Origin of the sequence: uncultured Deefgea sp. (genome assembly GCF_947072475.1) — a bacterium.
Classification (GTDB): Bacteria; Pseudomonadota; Gammaproteobacteria; order Burkholderiales; family Chitinibacteraceae; genus Deefgea.
This window is the reverse complement of record NZ_CAMTIA010000054.1, coordinates 1-18,480: the sequence shown is the minus strand read 5'-3', so window position 1 is coordinate 18,480 and position 18,480 is coordinate 1. Positions and strand designations below refer to the sequence as shown.

Annotated in this window: 20 protein-coding genes and 1 tRNA gene; 14 read left to right on the top strand and 7 right to left on the bottom strand. The window is 49.0% G+C overall.

The window, feature by feature from the left end:
* Positions 1–130 precede the first annotated feature (130 nt).
* From Q0V82_RS13940 to Q0V82_RS13930, 3 genes are all read left to right on the top strand, one after another.
* The gene (locus Q0V82_RS13940; protein WP_297576769.1) at positions 131–565 is read left to right on the top strand and encodes a cupin domain-containing protein; all 435 of its coding nucleotides are present in this window, start codon (positions 131–133) and stop codon (positions 563–565) included.
* Positions 566–571: 6 nt separating this feature from the next.
* The gene (locus Q0V82_RS13935) at positions 572–3,310 is read left to right on the top strand and encodes a DNA translocase FtsK (RefSeq protein ID WP_297576768.1); all 2,739 of its coding nucleotides are present in this window, start codon (positions 572–574) and stop codon (positions 3,308–3,310) included.
* Between the two features lie 68 nt (positions 3,311–3,378).
* Entirely contained in the window at positions 3,379–3,696 is a 318-nt protein-coding gene (locus tag Q0V82_RS13930; protein ID WP_297576767.1) for a DUF805 domain-containing protein, read from the top strand.
* 58 nt (positions 3,697–3,754) lie between these two features.
* Here Q0V82_RS13930 and Q0V82_RS13925 read toward each other — a convergent pair whose 3' ends face one another.
* The gene (locus Q0V82_RS13925; protein ID WP_297576766.1) at positions 3,755–4,720 is read right to left on the bottom strand and encodes an imelysin family protein; all 966 of its coding nucleotides are present in this window, start codon (positions 4,718–4,720) and stop codon (positions 3,755–3,757) included.
* A gap of 182 nt (positions 4,721–4,902) precedes the next feature.
* Here Q0V82_RS13925 and Q0V82_RS13920 point away from each other — a divergent pair, with 182 nt between their 5' ends.
* The 3 genes from Q0V82_RS13920 (at position 4,903) to Q0V82_RS13910 (ending at position 7,963) form a co-directional block, all read left to right on the top strand.
* Complete coding sequence (locus Q0V82_RS13920) at positions 4,903–5,274, top strand: hypothetical protein (RefSeq protein WP_226762753.1); 372 nt, start codon at positions 4,903–4,905, stop codon at positions 5,272–5,274.
* A 93-nt stretch (positions 5,275–5,367) separates the two neighbouring features.
* Positions 5,368–7,095: a proline--tRNA ligase gene (locus tag Q0V82_RS13915; protein ID WP_297576765.1), complete on the top strand. Its 1,728-nt coding sequence runs from the start codon at positions 5,368–5,370 to the stop codon at positions 7,093–7,095.
* Positions 7,096–7,270: 175 nt separating this feature from the next.
* A complete protein-coding gene (locus Q0V82_RS13910) occupies positions 7,271–7,963 on the top strand; it encodes a lytic transglycosylase domain-containing protein (RefSeq protein ID WP_297576764.1) in 693 nt (230 codons plus the stop codon).
* Positions 7,964–8,079: 116 nt separating this feature from the next.
* On the opposite strand, the gene Q0V82_RS13905 is transcribed toward Q0V82_RS13910, so the two are convergent.
* The 3 genes from Q0V82_RS13905 to Q0V82_RS13895 form a co-directional block, all read right to left on the bottom strand.
* On the bottom strand, positions 8,080–8,751 hold the full coding sequence (locus Q0V82_RS13905) for a Crp/Fnr family transcriptional regulator (RefSeq protein ID WP_297576763.1): 672 nt from the start codon (positions 8,749–8,751) through the stop codon (positions 8,080–8,082).
* 9 nt (positions 8,752–8,760) lie between these two features.
* Positions 8,761–9,528 (bottom strand): exodeoxyribonuclease III, encoded by a 768-nt coding sequence (gene xth, locus Q0V82_RS13900; RefSeq protein ID WP_297576762.1) that lies wholly within the window; start codon positions 9,526–9,528, stop codon positions 8,761–8,763.
* A 236-nt stretch (positions 9,529–9,764) separates the two neighbouring features.
* Positions 9,765–10,550 carry a carbonic anhydrase gene (locus Q0V82_RS13895; RefSeq protein WP_297576761.1) on the bottom strand — a complete coding sequence of 262 codons (786 nt, stop codon included), beginning with the start codon at positions 10,548–10,550 and terminating at the stop codon, positions 9,765–9,767.
* Positions 10,551–10,789: 239 nt separating this feature from the next.
* Here Q0V82_RS13895 and Q0V82_RS13890 point away from each other — a divergent pair, with 239 nt between their 5' ends.
* From Q0V82_RS13890 to Q0V82_RS13855, 8 genes are all read left to right on the top strand, one after another.
* Positions 10,790–11,296, top strand: coding sequence for a hypothetical protein (locus Q0V82_RS13890; RefSeq protein WP_297576760.1), 507 nt, complete (start codon positions 10,790–10,792; stop codon positions 11,294–11,296).
* The gene (locus tag Q0V82_RS13885) at positions 11,296–11,976 is read left to right on the top strand and encodes a uracil-DNA glycosylase (RefSeq protein WP_297576759.1); all 681 of its coding nucleotides are present in this window, start codon (positions 11,296–11,298) and stop codon (positions 11,974–11,976) included. The genes Q0V82_RS13890 and Q0V82_RS13885 overlap by 1 nt, the downstream gene beginning before the upstream one ends.
* Positions 11,973–12,851 (top strand): ROK family protein, encoded by an 879-nt coding sequence (locus Q0V82_RS13880; RefSeq protein WP_297576758.1) that lies wholly within the window; start codon positions 11,973–11,975, stop codon positions 12,849–12,851. Before Q0V82_RS13885 ends, Q0V82_RS13880 begins: the two co-directional genes overlap by 4 nt.
* 19 nt (positions 12,852–12,870) lie before the next feature.
* Complete coding sequence (locus Q0V82_RS13875; protein WP_297576757.1) at positions 12,871–14,577, top strand: glycoside hydrolase family 9 protein; 1,707 nt, start codon at positions 12,871–12,873, stop codon at positions 14,575–14,577.
* Between the two features lies 1 nt (position 14,578).
* Positions 14,579–15,580 carry an ADP-glyceromanno-heptose 6-epimerase gene (rfaD, locus tag Q0V82_RS13870; protein ID WP_297576756.1) on the top strand — a complete coding sequence of 334 codons (1,002 nt, stop codon included), beginning with the start codon at positions 14,579–14,581 and terminating at the stop codon, positions 15,578–15,580.
* A 131-nt stretch (positions 15,581–15,711) separates the two neighbouring features.
* Positions 15,712–16,155 (top strand): DUF4124 domain-containing protein, encoded by a 444-nt coding sequence (locus tag Q0V82_RS13865; RefSeq protein ID WP_297576755.1) that lies wholly within the window; start codon positions 15,712–15,714, stop codon positions 16,153–16,155.
* A gap of 48 nt (positions 16,156–16,203) precedes the next feature.
* Positions 16,204–16,359: a hypothetical protein gene (locus Q0V82_RS13860; protein ID WP_226762765.1), complete on the top strand. Its 156-nt coding sequence runs from the start codon at positions 16,204–16,206 to the stop codon at positions 16,357–16,359.
* 40 nt (positions 16,360–16,399) lie between these two features.
* Positions 16,400–16,600: a hypothetical protein gene (locus Q0V82_RS13855; RefSeq protein ID WP_297576753.1), complete on the top strand. Its 201-nt coding sequence runs from the start codon at positions 16,400–16,402 to the stop codon at positions 16,598–16,600.
* Here Q0V82_RS13855 and Q0V82_RS13850 read toward each other — a convergent pair.
* From Q0V82_RS13850 to Q0V82_RS13840, 3 genes are all read right to left on the bottom strand, one after another.
* The gene (locus Q0V82_RS13850; RefSeq protein WP_297576752.1) at positions 16,567–17,085 is read right to left on the bottom strand and encodes a YgjP-like metallopeptidase domain-containing protein; all 519 of its coding nucleotides are present in this window, start codon (positions 17,083–17,085) and stop codon (positions 16,567–16,569) included. The genes Q0V82_RS13855 and Q0V82_RS13850 overlap by 34 nt on opposite strands.
* A gap of 85 nt (positions 17,086–17,170) precedes the next feature.
* Positions 17,171–17,244, bottom strand: a tRNA-Gly gene (locus tag Q0V82_RS13845).
* A gap of 143 nt (positions 17,245–17,387) precedes the next feature.
* Positions 17,388–18,480 (bottom strand): efflux transporter outer membrane subunit (locus tag Q0V82_RS13840; protein WP_297576751.1); only part of this gene is annotated, 1,093 nt, incomplete at its 5' end.

Below are 18,480 nucleotides of genomic sequence, written 5' to 3'. Positions count from 1 at the left end.
GGTATTCCAAGGGATGCATTCACGCTTTGATAATGCGCTGATGCGGCCAGATGGCTGGTCGAGCGATTTGGAGTAATTGCTTAGCTGCGGTATCGGTTGAGCGCCGTTATGGCTGCACCGCCGCATCAAAATGTTCGGCGTAAAAACGTTTGGTAATTTGATTTTACTGTCATGTCATGGTTTTGTTGAGTTTTGGGAGCGGGTGTTGATTACTCATTTTAATTTGCCGGTACTGCCGACGTTTGATCAGCCAAGGGCCGATCGTTTGTTAAGTGGTGATCCACAGCGCACCACTTGGTCGCACTACACCAGCGCCGATCGTCAATTGTCTTGTGGGATTTGGGCGTGTGAAGTCGGCTCGTGGCGAATTGCTTTTGCCGCAGATAAAGAAGAGTTTTTTTGCGTGATTGAAGGCGAAGTCTGCTTATGGGATCAGAACGATCAGGGCGTGGTTGTTAAAGCGGGTGAGGCTGCGGTCATTCCGGCTGGATTTGTCGGGCGTTTTGAGGTGATTCAAGCGGTGCGTAAATATTTTGTTGTTTTAGATCGTTCTGCTGCTGTTTAGAAAAAAATGAAAAAAATTAAAAATCTGTTTACTCGTTTAAATAATCAACTTGATGGTGATATGGATGACGCAGCGCGGCAAGCGGCGATCGAGCGCGCCCGTACTGAGCCAGAATTGGGCGAATCTGCAAAGCCCGGCATTGATCGACTATTTGAATTGCCGCTGTCGCCGGTGGTCAATGCCGCCAGTAAAAGCCTGGCGGGGCTGCGCAGTGCGGTGAGCAAAATTAAAGGTTTGGCCTATCGAGAGACGGGTGAAGCCGAGGTTCATTCAATGGCTGAACGCACAGAGCCAGCGCTTGATCCTTTATTGAGTTCAGTTCATGCCGCGCCTACGCGGCCGAATCGGGCTGAGCCGGTTGCCGCGTCACGCGCAGTGGCCGATTCGCGTTACCCCCCATCCCCCGAGTACGCTGTCGCTGCTGGGGCTCGATCAACGGCGGCGCAATCGGCCGTTGCACCGACACTGCAATCGACGACGAAGTCTGAGCTCCTCTCTGCACTTCAATCTACGGCATCACCCGTGGCTCAACCGACGGCTTCGCAGCCCGCGCCACCCTCGCCAATGCCACGCCGGAAAGAGTTGCCGACCATCGGTTTGGAACAAATTCAGCACAACTTAGCGTTAAGCCAGCGCAAATTAGCGGCAGAAGGGGCGAAAATGCCTAGCAAAGCGGCGCCTGAAGTGTTGCCGATTATTGATGTCGCTGAAATCCGTAGCCGCTTACAAGAAATTCATGCCAAGCCTGAGCCGGTGATACCCACTCGACGTCAGAGTATTAGCCGCGTGGCTAAGTTAGATAAAGACGGCGGCGGCCAATCAAATTTAGCGCCGACCAAAAGCAAACCCCCGTTAGCACCACCGACCTTATTGCGAAGAACAGAGGGTATTGAGTCACAGCCTTTGGCCAATAAGGCTAAGGTGGATATACCCGTGGTATCTACAGCGAAAAGCAATATTAGTACCGAGGCGAACGCGGTAGCGCTAAAGCCTGAGCCGGTACTCGATGCGTCGCTGCTTGCCGCCCCGATTTTGCCGCCGGTGGATCACCGCTTTAGCCGCGCGCAAGTGCCTGTAACCAGCGACGCGCCTGAATTGCCACCGGCAGCGCCGGTATTGATTGCGGTTACGCCCGATGTGATTGCGCCGCCCAATCCAGTGGTCGTGCCGCCGGTGGTGCGGCCCACGCACTTTTTGCGTCCTGATGAATTGGGGGCGAGCCAAGTTGCGCCTAAACCCAATGCCGCGTGGGGCGCGTGCGAAAATGGTTTGTGCTTACCGCTGGATTTATTGCGCCCGCCGTTGGTCAGCGCCCAAACCGTAACGCAAGACGATTTGCTTGAACGCAGTATTTTGATTGAAGAAAAGCTCACCGAATTTAAAGTCAAAGTCAGCGTGCTCGATGCGTATGCGGGCCCGGTGATTACCCGTTTTGAAGTTGAACCGGCGATGGGCGTGCGCGGCGCGCAAGTGGTCAATTTGGCCAAGGATCTCGCTCGTTCACTCGGCGTTGCTGCTGTGCGGGTGGTGGAAACGATTCCGGGTAAAACCTGCATGGGTTTGGAATTACCGAACCCAACCCGGCAAATGATTCGCTTGTCCGAGATTTTGTCGGCCCCAGAGTACCATCAGCAAGTGTCGCCGATTACTATTGCGCTGGGTAAAGATATTGCCGGTTTGCCCGTTGCGACCGATCTGGCCAAAACGCCGCATATGCTGGTGGCGGGGACCACCGGTTCGGGTAAGTCGGTGGGTGTGAATGCGATGATTTTGTCGATTTTATTTAAAGCCACTCCCGATGAAGTGCGCTTTATTATGATCGATCCAAAAATGCTGGAGTTGTCGATTTATGAAGGCATTCCGCATTTGCTGGCACCGGTGGTGACCGATATGAAACTGGCCGCCAATGCGCTCAATTGGTGTGTTGGCGAGATGGAAAAACGTTACCGGCTGTTGAGCGCGCTCGGCGTGCGAAATTTGGCCGGCTTTAATCAAAAAGTCGCTGATGCCGCCGCCAAGGGTCGCAAACTCACCAATCCATTTTCATTAACGCCGGACGATCCCGAGCCGCTTGAGCATTTGCCCTTGATTGTGGTGGTGGTGGATGAATTTGCCGATTTAATGATGGTGGCGGGTAAAAAAATTGAAGAATTAATCGCCCGTTTAGCGCAAAAAGCCCGCGCAGCGGGGATTCATTTGATTTTGGCGACGCAACGCCCTTCGGTCGATGTGATTACCGGTTTAATTAAAGCCAATATTCCAACGCGTTTGGCGTTTCAGGTATCGAGCAAAATCGATAGTCGCACCATTCTCGATCAAATGGGGGCCGAGGCTTTGCTGGGGCAGGGCGATATGCTGTTCTTGCCGCCCGGCAGCGGTTATCCAACGCGGATTCATGGCGCTTTTGTCGATGATGCCGAGGTGCATTGTGTGGTTGAATACTTAAAACAACTCGGCGAGCCCAATTATGTTGAAGGCGTGTTGCATCCCGTCGCCGGCGAAGACAATGGCGTGAGTGGCTGGTCTAGCGGAGCCGAGGGCGAAGAGGCCGATCCTTTGTACGACGAAGCCGTTGCCTTGGTGCTAAAAAGTCGCCGCGCTTCGATTTCTGGTGTGCAACGACAAATGCGCATTGGCTACAATCGAGCCGCACGGTTGATCGAGCAAATGGAAGCGGCCGGTTTAGTCAGCGCAATGGAAACCAGCGGCAACCGGACGGTTTTAGCGCCACCCTTGGCGGAGTAGCGGATTAACTCCGACCTTTCAAGCTAGATAGTGGTTTTGTGTTGCTGTTTTACATCAAGGGGAAAGTCATGAAGTTTGAAGATTCAATTCGCGTTTGCTTTAGTAAGTACGCAGACTTTAAAGGGCGCGCGGTCCGTTCAGAGTATTGGTGGTGGGTGTTGTTTACAGTCTTGGCGGGGGCGGTGCTGAGCATGGCGGGTGAAACCGTTTCAGGCGTTTTTTCCTTGCTGACGCTGTTGCCAACTTTGGCAGTGGGTGCTCGCCGACTGCATGACATCAATCGCAGTGGCTGGTGGCAATTGATTTGGTTCTTGCCGATTATTGGCTGGATTTTATTGCTGTATTGGTTTGCCAGTGAAGGGGTTGAGCCGAATCGTTTTGATTGATTCAAGTTCGACACAGGTTGGTATGACAATTGGGCCAGCAATATGCTGGCCCAATTGCTTAGTTGCGGCGCAGTGCTGTGGCCACATCGCTGCGTAAGGTGTCATTCAATAATTGAGCAGCAATACTGATTTGCTTGGCATTACGCTCGCTGGCGTGCTGAGTCAATTTCTGGCCCGCCTGTTGCAATGCGCTGAGCTGCTTTTGTGTTTTTAGCCATTGGCTTTGATGTTGGCGCGACAATAAATAATCATCGAGACCGATGCCATTTGCGCCGGTGATGAGTGCGCTAAGTCCCGCAATATTGGCGTTTACCTCTTGGGCGATATTGGGTCTGGCGCTGTCTTGCGGCTTGAAACTCGCTAAGCGTTGACTGCCCGCTTCGAGCGCTTGCAAATATTCGGTCATTAGTTGCCCAGGGTAAGCGATATCGTAAGCCGCACCCCGAATTAAACCTTGCCATTCATATTGCAAAATAGTGACTTGTCGCGATATGGTTTTTGCTTGCCAGTTGATGTAAGCGCACATTGAATCTTGTTGCAGCAAACTCAGCGGTGTATCGCTAAATAATACGCTAGCAATGACCGGCAGCCCTAAGTAGCCGTCTGGGAGTTGCGAGCCATAATCATGCGCTTCACCGTCAGTCATCGGGTGGCTGGGCATGGTTTGGCTTTGCTTGGCGAGCTCGGCGGTGCTGCGGGCGGGGGTTGTAAAGAGCCGCATCGTCGGCGGTTGTTTGCTAGGCCCCAGTGGTGCAATACCGATCTGTTGCCAAGCGCTAAATGTTCTGAGGTAGGCTTGTTGCGCTTGCTGTAAATTGGCTTCGCTTGGCTGCTGGCAAAGCGCTGCCGTGCTTTGATTTAATTCATTGGCCGCTGTTTGTAATGCTTGAACTTGCGGGGTAATGACTTGATTCATGATCGAGAGCGTTAATTCTGGCGTGGTCACTTTGTTGGCCGTTGGCGTATTCGTCGCCAGTGCGCTACCCAGCCATGTACAAATCAAGAGTAAAGCGTATTTTTTCATGGTAAGCCTCCTTTTTATGGCGCATTGATATCACAGGACGGCTCTTATTGTCAGTCAGTTTGATGTGTTGCTGAACTTTAATCGGTGGCGCGCTTTGGTAATGTTGCTTTTTTTACTGACTAAACGGTGATGGCTTGTATAATCGGCGACTTGTTTAATGAATTGATTGATGGATGCAAAGCATGAGCTTTTATTTTCGCCCGGATGATGTGCCTGAGTTGCAAGGTCTAACGCGCTGGGATCAGCGGGTGTTACTGCGCGGCACGTTTATTAAAGAGCGTGCGATGTCGACTATCGTTTTGTTGATGGCGGTGTTAGGTAGTGTGCAATTTGTGATTAACCCATTGCTGGAGCAATACGCGCCCACGATTCGTGCCGATAATCTGTTTTATGCAGCGATTTTAGTCGGCTGGCTGTTGCTACTGATGTGGGCACGTGATGCCATCATGATGAATGTGTTGCGTCCTAAATTGGCGCTTAAACGTGCCGAAATGAAGGCGGCCGAGATTGCGCAATTAGAAGCGGCAAGGGCTAGCGAGCAAGCCGAGGCTTAACGGAAATTTGCGGCGAGGATGCCGCGCTATGGATTGGGATCGCGTACCATCGCGGCCAATTTTATTTGATTTATTTTTCGGAATTATTTTCTTATGCGTACTTCGCAACTGTTTATTTCTACCAAAAAAGAAGCGCCTGCTGAAGCCGAATTGCTTTCGCACAAATTGATGTTGCGCGCGGGTTTAATTAAGCGTTTGGGTTCGGGTCTCTATACTTGGATGCCGCTGGGTTTGCGTGTATTGCGTAAGGTTGAAGCAGTGGTTCGCTCTGAAATGAATGCGGCTGGCGCGCAAGAATTGTTGATGCCTGCGGTACAACCAAAAGAGCTGTGGGAAGAAACCGGACGTTGGGCAGTGTTTGGCCCACAAATGCTGAAGATCACCGATCGTCACGAGCGCCAATTTTGTTTTGGCCCAACGCACGAAGAAGTGATTACTGACATTGCGCGCAGTGAATTGCGCTCATACAAGCAATTGCCGGCGAACTTTTATCAAGTTCAAACTAAGTTCCGTGATGAGATCCGTCCACGTTTTGGCGTGATGCGGGCGCGTGAATTTATGATGAAAGACGCGTATTCATTTCATGCGTCTTTTGAGTCGCTGCAACAAACTTACGATGTGATGTACGGCGCCTATTCTAAGGTGTTTACCCGCCTAGGGCTGCAGTTCCGTGCGGTGGCGGCCGATACCGGTGCCATTGGTGGTTCGGGCTCGCACGAGTTTCATGTGCTGGCCGATGCCGGTGAAGATTTGCTGGCGTATTGCCCAACGTCCGATTACGCGGCTAACGTTGAGTTGGCTGAAGCCATCATGCCCGATTCGCCAAGCGCGCTACGCGCTGCAGCGGCAGAGGCAATGACTGATGTGGATACACCAAAGCAAACTGCATGCGCTGATGTGGCGGCATTGCTCGGTGTTGGCGTAGAGCGCACTGTAAAAGCCATTGCGCTGGTGACCGTTGCCGGTGAGTTTGTATTGGCGCTGCTGCGTGGCGACCATAACCTGAATGAAGTGAAAATCGCTAAGCTTGAAGGCATGGCGGATTTCCGCTTTGCTGCTGATGATGAAATCCGTGCTGCGCTATTGTGCCCACCAGGATTTATCGGTCCAGTCGGCATCAATGCTGATATCCGCGTGATCGCCGATTTGACGGTGGCGGCAATGAGCGACTTTATTTGTGGCGCAAACAAACCCAAATTGCACTTATCGGGTGTGAACTTTGGCCGTGATTTGCCAGAGCCACACATCGTGGCTGATATTCGCAATGTGATGAATGGCGACGTGTGCCCAGATGGCAAGGGCGGCGTGCTGGAATTGTGCCGTGGTATCGAAGTGGGGCATATTTTCCAATTGCGCACTAAGTATTCTGAAGCGATGAATTGCGTGTTTGTGACCGAGCAAAATACCCAGCAAGCGATGGAAATGGGTTGCTACGGTATTGGTGTATCGCGGATTGTTGCGGCAGCGATTGAGCAAAACCATGATGCAAAAGGTATTATCTGGCCAGCAGCAATGGCACCATTTAGCGTGGCGGTGGTGGCTGTGGGTTACCACAAATCAGAAGCCGTGAAAGCGGCTGCGGATCAATTGTATGCCCAGCTGGTTACGGCCGGTGTCGATGTCTTGCTGGACGATCGCAATGAGCGTCCGGGTTCGATGTTTGCAGATATGGAATTGATTGGTATTCCCCATCGCATCACCATTGGTGACAAAGCATTGGCTGAAGGTATGGTTGAATACGTGGCGCGCCGCGAAGGTGAAATGAAAAAAATCGCCCTGAACGAAGCGCTGGAATGGATTCAAGTGCAGACGAAAATCTAAGCGGCGATTTATCTGTGGCCGACGGCTGGGCCAATATTTAATTTGGCATGGCTTACTTTAGTCTTCAGTTCTTGTTTTCTAATCTCCTTGTCGCGCATTGTGGTATTCAATGCTCTGGTTTGAGATTGGATACCTGTCCATAAAGTTGGATGTGAAGGCTGATTTTGTTGGGTATATGTCTGTAGGCTATGTATTAATTGCTCTGCATGCATATACCCATTATTTTAGTTTTGCTGAGAAGGGGTTGCACGTGAAGTACGGCGCATTACTGGTTACGAGCTTGTTGTGTTGGCCTTTATTAACTTGGGCTGGTGCGCAAAGGGAAGAGACTTTGTCGTCATCAGTGCAAACGACGATGCAGCGCTCGATTAGCGACCGAATGGAGCCGCGCCTAATTTTTGCTAATCCGGCGGATGCCGAGGTTTGGCTGTCAGCCATGTCGGAGCGACTCAAAAAACGCATTCCAGATGAGTTTGTTCGCCGTAAATTACTGACGGCGATTCATTATGAAGCCACGCGGGCGGGGCTTGATCCGCAGTTGGTCATGGGCTTGATTCATGTTGAGAGCGGTTTTAATCGTTATGCAGTGAGCGTGGTGGGTGCGCGCGGTTTAATGCAAGTGATGCCATTTTGGCAGCGCAGCATTGGCACTGCTGAGCATAATCTGTTTGATATGAATACCAATTTGCGTTACGGCTGTACCATTTTGCGGCATTATTTGGATCGAGAAAATGGTGATTATTTTCGCGCCTTGGGCCGCTATAACGGCAGTTTAGGCAAGGCGGAATATCCTAATTTAGTGCATGGCGCTTGGAAGAATGGTTATGACTGGCAAAGTCCAAATAATGGTCTGGTAGCGCAAAAATAAATGGTTTTGAATTAAAAAAGCGGCGTCACTTGTGACGTCGCTTTTTTGTTGGTTCGTAAAATGTTTCGAGTTTGACCCTAGGGTCTGTGCCGAGGTCAGGTCAACGTTAATTGCGACTAGATGGGTAACTGATCGATTTGAATGATTTGGATAAAACCACTTTTCATTTTAAGAAAGCCAGCGTCTTCCCAGTGACTGAGTTGCTTATTGACGCTTTCTCGGGATGCGCCGACAAAATTAGCTAAATCTTGTTGGGTCATTTTTAAATCAATCCGCACGCCATCGGTATTGGCTTGGCCGTAGTTATGCGCCAATTGACGTAATATTTTGGCTAGTCGCAGGGGCAACGGCAGAAAGAGCGTGTCTTGCACTAAATCATTGGCGCTTCTAAGGCGTTCGCACAGCGTAGTGATCAGTGAGCGCATCACATGCGGGTGGTGATCAAGGTATTGATCGACTGCGCTGCGCTGCAGGACTAAAAGTTCACCATCTTCTAGCGCTTCGACGCTGGCATTGCGCGGTGCGCCATCGAGCATGGCGAGTTCGCCAAAGACTTCGCCACCTTCTAAAATCGCCAGCGTAATTTCACGGCCTTCTTCATTGCTGCGGGTGACTTTTAGGCGGCCGTGAATGACGGCAAACATTTCATCGCCGCAAACGCCTTGGGCGACGATGATTTGTTTGGCTTTAACGTGTCGGGTTTGGGCTTGCTGCGCTAAATTTTCCAGCTCAGTCGGTGTAAGCTCGCAAAATAAGCTGCTGCCGGACAGTAATTTGGCTTTATTCATCGTGATCTCTTAGCTGAGTGTGGCAATAACTGGCGTATGGTCCGATGGACGCTCATTTTTGCGCGGCGCAATGTCGATGTCACAGGCAGTGCATTGCGTCACGAGCGCAGGGGAGAGCAAAATATGGTCGATGCGCAGCCCAGCATTTTTTTTGAAAGAAAATCCACGGTAATCCCACCAGCTAAATGACTTTTCTGGCTGATCAAACAATCGATAGCTGTCGACCAGGCCCAGTTGCAACCATTGCGCAAACATGTCGCGCTCTTGCGGGGAGACCAAATTGCCACCTTGCCACTTGGTGATGTCGTGTACATCACGGTCTTCAGGGGCGATATTGTAGTCGCCCAGTAGCGCTAGCTTGGGATGCAGCGCCATTTGTTCAATTAAAAATGCCTTCATTGCGGCGAGCCAGGCCATTTTGTAAGGAAATTTTTCCGAATCTAAAGCTTGCCCGTTGGGAATGTAGGCGCCGATAAGGCGAACACCCGCCACCGTCGCAGTAATAACGCGTTTTTGCGCGTCGGGGTATTCGGGTAGGTTAATGATGATGTCGGTAATCGGTTCGCGCGCGATGATGGCAACGCCGTTATAGGTTTTTTGGCCGGCAAATTCGACAAAAAACCCAGCGCTTTCGATTTCTTCTTTAGGGAAAACCGGGTCGTCCATTTTGGTTTCTTGCAAGCAAAGTGCGGTAACGTCAGGATTTGCATTGAGCCAATCTAAAACCTGCGGCAAGCGAACCTTGAGTGAATTGACGTTCCAGGTTGCAATTTTCATTGTAAGGCGATTCCTAAGTAATCTGTTTAGCGTGAAGGGTACGGTATTTTCACATAGTTTCATCACTAAGTGATTAAGCAAGCGCTTTCTTGCCTCGTTGTTTGGCCTTGTCGTACTCGGTGTACTGCCTGCGGCTTGAACGCTGGGCTATCCAGCTTTTGCACAGGTACGGGTACGTAAGGCTCAATCGGTGGTGTGGCCTTTGCGCTAAATGGTTACGATGGTCATCATTTGGCTTAATTGCTTTCTAAAATGGCCCGTTGCTGCAGAGATTGAATCGGGCGCGCGTTCATAGGGAATTCACGTTCAAAGCGGGCGATTTGTGCTGCAGAGAGCGTTTGCGGCGTTTTTAACACTAACCAACGAACCCCTTCGCTGCATGGCGGGGTGGTGAGTGAGCCCATAAAGGTCCAGTATTTTTTATTGCTGGGGAGTAAGTCGTTGATGTTGTAGCGAATATCGTCATAGCTTCGCGTTTCATTGGGGTTTTTGGGGAATTTATCCCAAAACTGCGCCAACATGGATTGAGCATAGCTGCCTTGATTGAGCAGTACAGCAATCACTGCCAGTTGCCCAGCCTCATTTTTATGCACTAAATGCGCCACCATCGGATAGCGCTGGCCACCAATGGCTTCTTCGCTTGGGGTGTGAAAATGAAATTGCAGTAATTGGTAGCGATCGTTGCCAATGACTAAAAAACTACCTGGGTCATAATTGAGTTGGATGGTGTGGCCGTTATTTTGAATATTGGTTTTTGAGTCGCGATACTGAAATTGCAATGGCTCTAATTCATGGCTATACACTTCGCTGATATTAATTGGCGATTGCTGTTTGCCATCGCGACATAAATTAAATTCTGATTTCATATCTCCCCAGTGACTCGGCCCTGTTTCACCTTCGTAACTCCAGTGTGATGGGTCGTGTTTGGCTTTATGGGGTTTTTCATTGGCGGGGGTGGCATTTGCGGTCAATACACAGGCCAAGGCCAAGGCGATGGCGAGGGTGTTTGTTCTTATCAACATTGCAGTGCTCCAGATATTTAAATTATTTATGCCACAACGGATGGGGTATGTCGTAGTAGCTGCGGGTTCATTCAGGACAATCTGGCCATTGAACGATAGAAATATTTTGTTTTTGATTTTATATGCGCTGGCTATATTTTTATTAGCATACAAAGCGTGTGTTTGTTTTGTGCAGTTTGGTCTTCATTGGCAAAGTTCACGCTATAATCGCCTGATTATTGATTGTATCAAAGTGGCGCATGCGATTAACTCCATTTGATGGGCCTTGTTTGTTATGTGAGACGATGCCTTTGGCTTGGTCCGAGCAGGGCGATCCGGGTAACGATTGGGAAATGAGTCGTTATTTACAGGTATTGGCTGACTTTGAATTGCCCCGTGATACGCTCGATGCTACGCAAACCCTGCAAGCGATAAAAACCGATTTAACCCTGCTTTGGCTGGCTAGAACATTGAAAACGACGTTGCCGAATGAGCTTGAGGTGGTGATGGGTTTAGAGTCAGTGGCATGGTGTGCCGATGCCCCTTTGCCAATTGGGCAGCAGGGGGTGGTGACATTTTGTTTGTCAAAAGATTTTCCGATGTTATTAAAATTAAATGCGCAAATTAAACAATGCATTTTGCAATCGTTCGGTTACGTTATTTATGCCGATTGGTTGCCAATGCAAGGCGTTTTGCTAGATAGTTTTGAGAAAACGATATTTCGTTATCATCGGCGTTATATCCAACAAATCCGCGAGCAAAAGTAATGAATTTGTATTCGGCCATTCCAGTGCCTTGGCAGTCGGCTTTATCGGTGATGAGTCAAAGCACTGAAATTGAACAATTAACGCAATTTTTAACGCAAGAAATGGCGCAGGGCAAACAGATTTATCCCGCGCCAGCCGATTGGTTTCATGCTCTGGCGCTACTTGCGCCAGAAGACGTCAAAGTGGTGATTTTGGGGCAAGACCCCTATCACGGTCACGGTGAAGCGCATGGGTTGGCGTTTTCTGTTCCTTTTGGTGTAAAAACACCGCCGTCTTTACGCAATATCTGGCAAGAGCTGGCGCGAGACTTAGGTATTACCCCGGCGCAGCATGGCAATCTAACCGGCTGGGCCAAGCAAGGGGTGTTGCTGCTCAATACGTCTTTAACCGTTGAGGCGGATCGCGCGGGATCGCATGCTAAAAAAGGCTGGTCGGTGTTGACTGATGCGGTGATTTCGCACTTGGCGCAAACGCAAACCGGTTTGGTTTTTGTGCTTTGGGGCGCGCATGCGCAAAAAAAACGTCACCTGATTGGCGATTCGCATTGCATTTTAAGTGCGGCCCATCCATCGCCATTGTCGGCTTATCGTGGGTTTATTGGTTGTGGGCATTTTTCAAGTGCCAACGCGTATTTGTTGCGTCAGGGCAAGGATGAAATTGATTGGAGTCAGGCAGAATGAATATCTTGGCATTTGATGTGGGCGGCACTCAAATCAAGTATGGGATGGTGACGCAAAACGGCGAGGTGCTAACCGCGACCGTTGTCGATACGCCAAAGCAAGCCGGTGGCGCTGGATTGATCAAATACTTGTGCGAATTAGTCCTGCATATGCAGCAACAATATCCAGTCGACGGGATTGCCATCAGCACTTTTGGTTTGGTTGACGTCGATAGTGGGCTGATCTTGGGAGCGGCGGAAGCGGTGCCAGGTTACGCCGGCGTGTCACCCAAAGTGGTTTTAAGTCAAGAATTTGGCCTGCCTGTCAGTATTGACAACGATGTCAATTGTGTCGCTTTGGCCGAAGGCTGGCGCGGCGCGGCTCAGGGGGTTGCGCATTATATTGCGGTCGCGATTGGAACGGGGATCGGCGGCGGGGTTGTGCTGAACCATCAAATTTATCGCGGTCATCGTGCGGCGGCTGGCGAGTGGGGCTATATGAAAATCGATGGCCTAGTCTGGGAGGATCACGCGTCGATGCGCGGCTTGCTGGCTGCGGCCAATGCCGTGGTCCCTAACGCATTTGCCGATGGGCGGGCGGTTTTTGCAGCCTATGACGCCCAAGAGCCTGTGGTTGTGGCTGTGGTACAAGACTGGTTTAAATTGCTGGCAACGGGGATTGCGAACTTGATTTATGCATTGAATCCCGAGCGGGTGGTGATTGGCGGCGGGATTAGTGCGCGGGGTGTGGCGTTTCTTAATGAGTTAAAGACGGCAATCGATGCGCAATTATTGCCTGACTTTTTGGGGATGACCGAAGTGGTCTTGGCCAGTGCCGGCAATCATGCGGGCATGATTGGCGCGGCCCGAAACTGGTTGCAAACTAATAAATATTAAAAAGCCAAAGGATCGTATTGTGAATTTTTTATTTAATCATCTCGGGTTCGCTCCCAATGCCGATAAGGTTGCTTTGATTGAAGCGCCAGTAGATCAATTGGCGGGCAAAACATTTACCGTGTTTGATGCCAATACCCGTCATGCGGTGTTGCGTGGTGCGATTGCAGTGCAAGGCACGGTGGCCAAGTGGAAAGATTGGCATTTTTGGTCGGCTGATTTCTCTGCGTTAACCACCGTGGGTGAATACTTTGTGGTGGTGGATGATGTGCATCCGCCTTTGGTTTCGCATCGATTTGCCATTGCCGAGGGCTTATTCGCCGGGCAAATGCTGTCCGATTTGGTTCACTACATCAAAGGGCAGCGCTGCACAGGGATTTACAATCAAGCCGATTTGTCTCGCCCTAAGTGGGGCTCGGACGAGCGCCGCGATGTGAGCGGTGGCTGGTATGACGCCTCAGGCGATTGCTCGAAATATTTGTCGCATTTGGCCTTCTCGCAGTTTATGAATCCTCAGCAAACGCCCCAAGTGGTGTGGAATTTAATTGATGGCTATTCAAGATTGCCTGCGCAGTTAAAGTGGTTTGACGAGCGGATGGTCGATGAGGCTTTGCATGGCGCAGACTTTTTGGTTCGCATGCAAGATCCCGCCGGATATTTTTACATGACGGTGTTTGATCAGTGGAGTAAAGACGAAAATCGACGCGATATTTGCGAATATAAAACCCAGAAAGGGGATAAATACGCCAGTTATCAAGCCGCTTTCCGACAAGGCGGTGGCATGGCGATTGCGGCTTTGGCCCGCGCGTCACAGTTGTCTCGCGATGGCGAAAGCTTTGACCGGGCGGATTATTTGCTTGCCGCAAGTCGTGGATTTGCGCATTTAGAAGCGAATAACTTAGCGTATTTAGACGATCAAACCGAAAACATCATTGATGACTATTGTGCATTACTGGCCGCATCCGAATTGTGGGGTGTGACTGCCGATGGCGTGTATTTGGCTGCGGCCGAGCGCCGTGTGCAGCAAATTTTGGCACGGCAGCAGCCAGAAGGTTGGTTCCGTGCTGATGATTTAGGTGCGCGTAGTTATTTTCACGCCGCTGAAGCCGGTTTGCTGTATATCGCTTTGTTACGCTTTATTGAAGTGGCACCAGAGTCAGTTTGGCTTGATTCAATCCGTGCTGCGCTGCGCTTGGCGTATGCGTTTGAGATTCAAATTACCTATGCGGACGTGAATAATCCATTTGGGTATCCGCGTCAATATGTTAAACATAATGGCTTAGCGGGCAATACCCAGTTCTTTATTCCGCATCAAAATGAATCAGGGTATTGGTGGCAGGGTGAAAACGCCCGTTTGGCGTCGATTGTTGCCGCAGCGGCGCAGGTGCAATGTTTATTTGCCGATGATGCCGCGTTTGCTGCGCAAATCGCCACGTACGGTCAGTCAGCGCTGGATTGGATTTTAGGCGCTAATCCCTATGATGCATGTATGTTGCAAGGCTGGGGTCGCAATAACCCACGGTATGAACCGGGGTTTTATAATGCGCCGGGCGGCGTGTGTAATGGAATTACCAGTGGTTTTGACGATGAAGCCGATATCGACTTTAAAACGGCGGAAGTGGCCACCATGGCCAATAGCTGGCGCTGGACTGAGCAATGGATGCCACATGGGGCATGGCTATTTCTGGCACTGTGTTGCCGTATGAGCAACGAATCAAAAGAGGTGTGAAATGAGTATTGTTGTAACGGGTGCTGCCGGCTTTATTGGTTCGAATATTATTAAAGCGCTCAATGAGCGTGGTGAATTCGATATTATTGCCGTTGATAATTTAACGCGTGGCGATAAATTTAAAAATTTAGTCGATTTGAAAATTGCGCATTACTTAGATAAAAATGATTTTATCGAAGAATTAGCCGCAGGTGCTTTTGATGGTGCAATTAGTGCCATTATTCATCAAGGCGCATGTTCCGATACCATGGAGCATAATGGCAAGTATATGATGGACAATAACTATCAATATACTTTAGCCTTATTTGATTGGTGTCAGTCTGAGCAAGTACAATTTCTTTATGCTTCTTCTGCGGCGACGTATGGTAATGGGGATAATGGTTTTATTGAAACCCCCGACTGCGAAAGCCCGCTTAATGTTTATGGTTATTCGAAATTACTTTTTGATCAAGTATTGCGTGAACGAATTGCCAATGGTGAAATAACCGCGCAAGTCGCCGGTTTCCGTTATTTTAATGTGTACGGCCCACGTGAATGGCATAAAGAAAGAATGGCCTCAGTGGCTTTTCATCACTTTAATCAGTACCGGGCAACGGGAAAGGTGAAATTATTTGGTGAATATGGCGGTTATCCTGCTGGCGGCCATACCCGTGACTTTGTTTCTGTTGAAGATGTCGTAAAAGTCAATCTGTGGTTTTTAGATAATCCCGAAGTGTGCGGCATTTATAATGTGGGTACAGGGCATTCGCAGCCATTTAATGATATTGCGATTACGGCGGTCAACACTTGTCGTGAGTTGGCCGGTTTGCCAGTGTTATCGTTAGAAGAGTTGTTGGCGCAAGGTATCTTAGAGTACACCGAGTTTCCTGAAGCGCTAAAAGGTAAGTATCAATGCTTTACCGAGGCGGATTTAACCTTGTTACGTGAAGCGGGCTATGCAGAAAAATTCCTGACGGTGCAAGAAGGAGTGCGTCGTTATATCCAAGCATTGCTGCGCAATTAATTGACTAAGCGATAAAAAAACCTAGTGATGATGTGTCGCTAGGTTTTAATTTTGTTGGTTTGGCCCAATGTAATGAGCTGGTTTGAGTACTTTGTCGCTTTGATCGAGTCATAATGAATTGAGGTGGAATAATGCGTGGTTTAATACTGTTATTGTGCGTTTTGAGTATTGGGGCTCAGGCTGAAGTTTATAAGTGGAAAGATGCTTCAGGGAAGGTGGTTTATTCGGATCAACCGCCACCTGCATCGAAAACCAAGGTGCAGCCATTGGGGTTTAAAGAGACCATTGTGATTACCGAGGTGCCTAAGCCGGTCGCTGCATCGACTGCATCGACTGCATCGACTGTGGCGATCAAAGCGTCATCGGTTGTGCCTGCGCCTTCGCCCGTGGCGGCTAAGTCAGCGAAAGATGAGCAGGCTTGTGCCGCAGCAGAAAAACGCTTGGCCTTCTTGAAGGGTGCCAAGCTATTTAAGCAAGTGAGCAACCAAAACGGAGATATGGAATACTTGCCTTACAAACAAAAAGAGCAAGAGATCGCCGAAAAAACAGTTTTTATTGAAAAGAACTGTCGTTGATGCCAACTGGTGTGTTTTTATGATTGTTGTTTTATTGTTGAGTTTAAAATGAATTTAATTAAAAGTATTACCCATCTTTTTTCAAAAAAGTCTAAATTAAAAGACAGTGAAGCTCAGCTGCTTGCCGATAGTTTGCCAAAGTCGGTTGAGCTCAATGTGCCCAATAGCAAGGCTAAGCGCCGCAAACAAAAACGTGGCTATTAATTTAATCGCTACTTTTAAAACACAGGAGTGGATTTAAAAATTGAATTCAGCAGCAGATTTATTCAACACCGAGACTTGGCATATTCTGAAGCAAGAACAAGAGCGCTCAAATAGTCAGCGCATTGCTCGCCAAAGAAAGAAGCGTGAGTTGATGGAGTCTTTGCAGGCGCAGTTGGCCGATGCGGGAATATCGATGGATGAATTTATTCAGACGTCGATGGGGTCTGCGAGTGATGCCTGATGCTCTAAGTGGGTGAGGTAAAGGCGCAAATCAAATTCAAGTTGCATATATTGTGGCTCAATATGTTGGCATAGCTGATAAAAGGCTTTGTTATGTTCTTTGATTTTAAGATGTGCTAACTCATGCGTTGTAATCATTCTTAAAAACTCTGGCGGCGTGTTTTTAAATAAACTCGCAATGCGAATTTCATGCTTAGCTTTGAGCTTATTCCCCTGAATGCGAGAAATTTGTGTGTGCGTGCCCAGCGCATGTTGAATGTCTTTGATTTTGCTATCGAAAATAACTTTCGAAATGGCAGGCGCATTTTTTAAATATTCATTTTTAATTGAAAGTGTATAGTCATACAGCATTTTATCAGTTTGAATCGCATGCCGATGCGGATAACGCTGAGCGAGTAGTGTGCCGAGTTGTTGTTCAGCAATCAGGGTAATGACGCGTTGCTGAATATGCTCAGGATATGCAGTTAGATATTTTAAGGGTTTCATTGTCGACTTCGCACGAGGGTGTCGTGATTTTTAAATGTAATAAAAAAGCCAAAGTGCAAATGCGCTTTGGCTTTTTTATTACATTTGGAGCGGGCGATGAGAATCGAACTCACGGCTCTAGCTTGGGAAGCTAGGGTATTACCATTATACGACGCCCGCAGTAAGGGTGAATTGTATCAGAATTTGCATTTTAAATGTGAGTGAATTTCAGTGTTTTTATGCGTAAAGAAAGGCGTGCAAACGAGGTATATTTATTTGCAGTAAAAGCCAATCATTGCGATTGGCTTTTACTGGTTTTCTGATTACTTCGTTGCTTGTGTTTTTGACCAGCCACCACCCAGCGCTTTATATAGCTCAACTCGCGCATTGATTTGATTGCGTTGTGCTTTTACCAAATTCAATTGCGTGTTGAATAAACTACGTTGCGCATCAAGCACTTCAAGATAACTTGAGTAACCATTGTCGTATCGCAGTGTGGCTAATTTAAGCTGCTGCTTTAATGCGCTGACTTGAGTTTGTTCAAAACCAGTTTTAGCTTGTACTGTTTGATTCACAATTAAGCTTGAGCGGGTTTCGGCAAATGCAGTTTGAATGGCCAATTGATATTGCGCGACGGCTTGTTTTTCTTGCGCTTTAGCTTGATCAATTTGCGCTGCGGTTAGGCCACCATTAAATAGTGGCATGGCTAAATCACCCGCAAAAGACCAGCCTCGAGTGCCTTGATTAAATAAGGTGTCTAAGCTGTTACTTTGCACGCCAAGCAAGCCCGTAAGCGAGATGCGTGGGAAGTAAGCGGCACGAGCAACTTGCACTCGGGCGCGGGTGGCGAATAGATTAGCTTCTGCTTGGGCGATATCTGGGCGTTGCAACAATAGCTCTGAACTCAGTTGATCTGGAATCGCGCTATCAATTTGCAGTTCAGAGATTGATTTGCCGCGCTCAATGCCTTGATCCATCATGGCTCGCGGAGATTGTCCGACCAAGACGCTGAGTGCGCTTTCAAGTCGAGCGATGGCCTCTTTAAAGTCCGGAAGATTGCTTCTGGCATTGGCAAGCTCAACTTCAGCTTGCGTGACATCCAACTCCGAGGTGACGCCACCACGATAGCGCTTTTGCTGTAAGTCATAGGCTTCAAAGCGTGACTGTACCGTGTGCTTGGTGATTTCTAGCTGAGCATCTAGTGCGCGCAGATTGAAGTAGTTTTGTGTAACTTCAGTCGTTAATGCCAAGATGGCGGCATCACGATTGTACTCAAACGCCATCAGGTCTTGTTGCGCGGCAGTGGCGGTGTTTCGTACACGGCCCCAGAAATCAATTTCCCAAGAGGCTTGGCCTGCCAGTTGGAAGTTGTTGCTAGGCGGCAAATCAAAGCCGGTGCTGTGTTGCGATGCCTGG

Coding starts and splice junctions, on each gene's coding strand:
- Q0V82_RS13940 (WP_297576769.1), top strand. CDS start 131: ATGTTCGGCGTAAAAACGTTTGGTAATTTGATTTTACTGTCATGTCAT.
- Q0V82_RS13935 (WP_297576768.1), top strand. CDS start 572: ATGAAAAAAATTAAAAATCTGTTTACTCGTTTAAATAATCAACTTGAT.
- Q0V82_RS13930 (WP_297576767.1), top strand. CDS start 3,379: ATGAAGTTTGAAGATTCAATTCGCGTTTGCTTTAGTAAGTACGCAGAC.
- Q0V82_RS13925 (WP_297576766.1), bottom strand. CDS start 4,720: ATGAAAAAATACGCTTTACTCTTGATTTGTACATGGCTGGGTAGCGCA.
- Q0V82_RS13920 (WP_226762753.1), top strand. CDS start 4,903: ATGAGCTTTTATTTTCGCCCGGATGATGTGCCTGAGTTGCAAGGTCTA.
- Q0V82_RS13915 (WP_297576765.1), top strand. CDS start 5,368: ATGCGTACTTCGCAACTGTTTATTTCTACCAAAAAAGAAGCGCCTGCT.
- Q0V82_RS13910 (WP_297576764.1), top strand. CDS start 7,271: ATGTCTGTAGGCTATGTATTAATTGCTCTGCATGCATATACCCATTAT.
- Q0V82_RS13905 (WP_297576763.1), bottom strand. CDS start 8,751: ATGAATAAAGCCAAATTACTGTCCGGCAGCAGCTTATTTTGCGAGCTT.
- xth (WP_297576762.1), bottom strand. CDS start 9,528: ATGAAAATTGCAACCTGGAACGTCAATTCACTCAAGGTTCGCTTGCCG.
- Q0V82_RS13895 (WP_297576761.1), bottom strand. CDS start 10,550: ATGTTGATAAGAACAAACACCCTCGCCATCGCCTTGGCCTTGGCCTGT.
- Q0V82_RS13890 (WP_297576760.1), top strand. CDS start 10,790: ATGCGATTAACTCCATTTGATGGGCCTTGTTTGTTATGTGAGACGATG.
- Q0V82_RS13885 (WP_297576759.1), top strand. CDS start 11,296: ATGAATTTGTATTCGGCCATTCCAGTGCCTTGGCAGTCGGCTTTATCG.
- Q0V82_RS13880 (WP_297576758.1), top strand. CDS start 11,973: ATGAATATCTTGGCATTTGATGTGGGCGGCACTCAAATCAAGTATGGG.
- rfaD (WP_297576756.1), top strand. CDS start 14,579: ATGAGTATTGTTGTAACGGGTGCTGCCGGCTTTATTGGTTCGAATATT.
- Q0V82_RS13865 (WP_297576755.1), top strand. CDS start 15,712: ATGCGTGGTTTAATACTGTTATTGTGCGTTTTGAGTATTGGGGCTCAG.
- Q0V82_RS13860 (WP_226762765.1), top strand. CDS start 16,204: ATGAATTTAATTAAAAGTATTACCCATCTTTTTTCAAAAAAGTCTAAA.
- Q0V82_RS13850 (WP_297576752.1), bottom strand. CDS start 17,085: ATGAAACCCTTAAAATATCTAACTGCATATCCTGAGCATATTCAGCAA.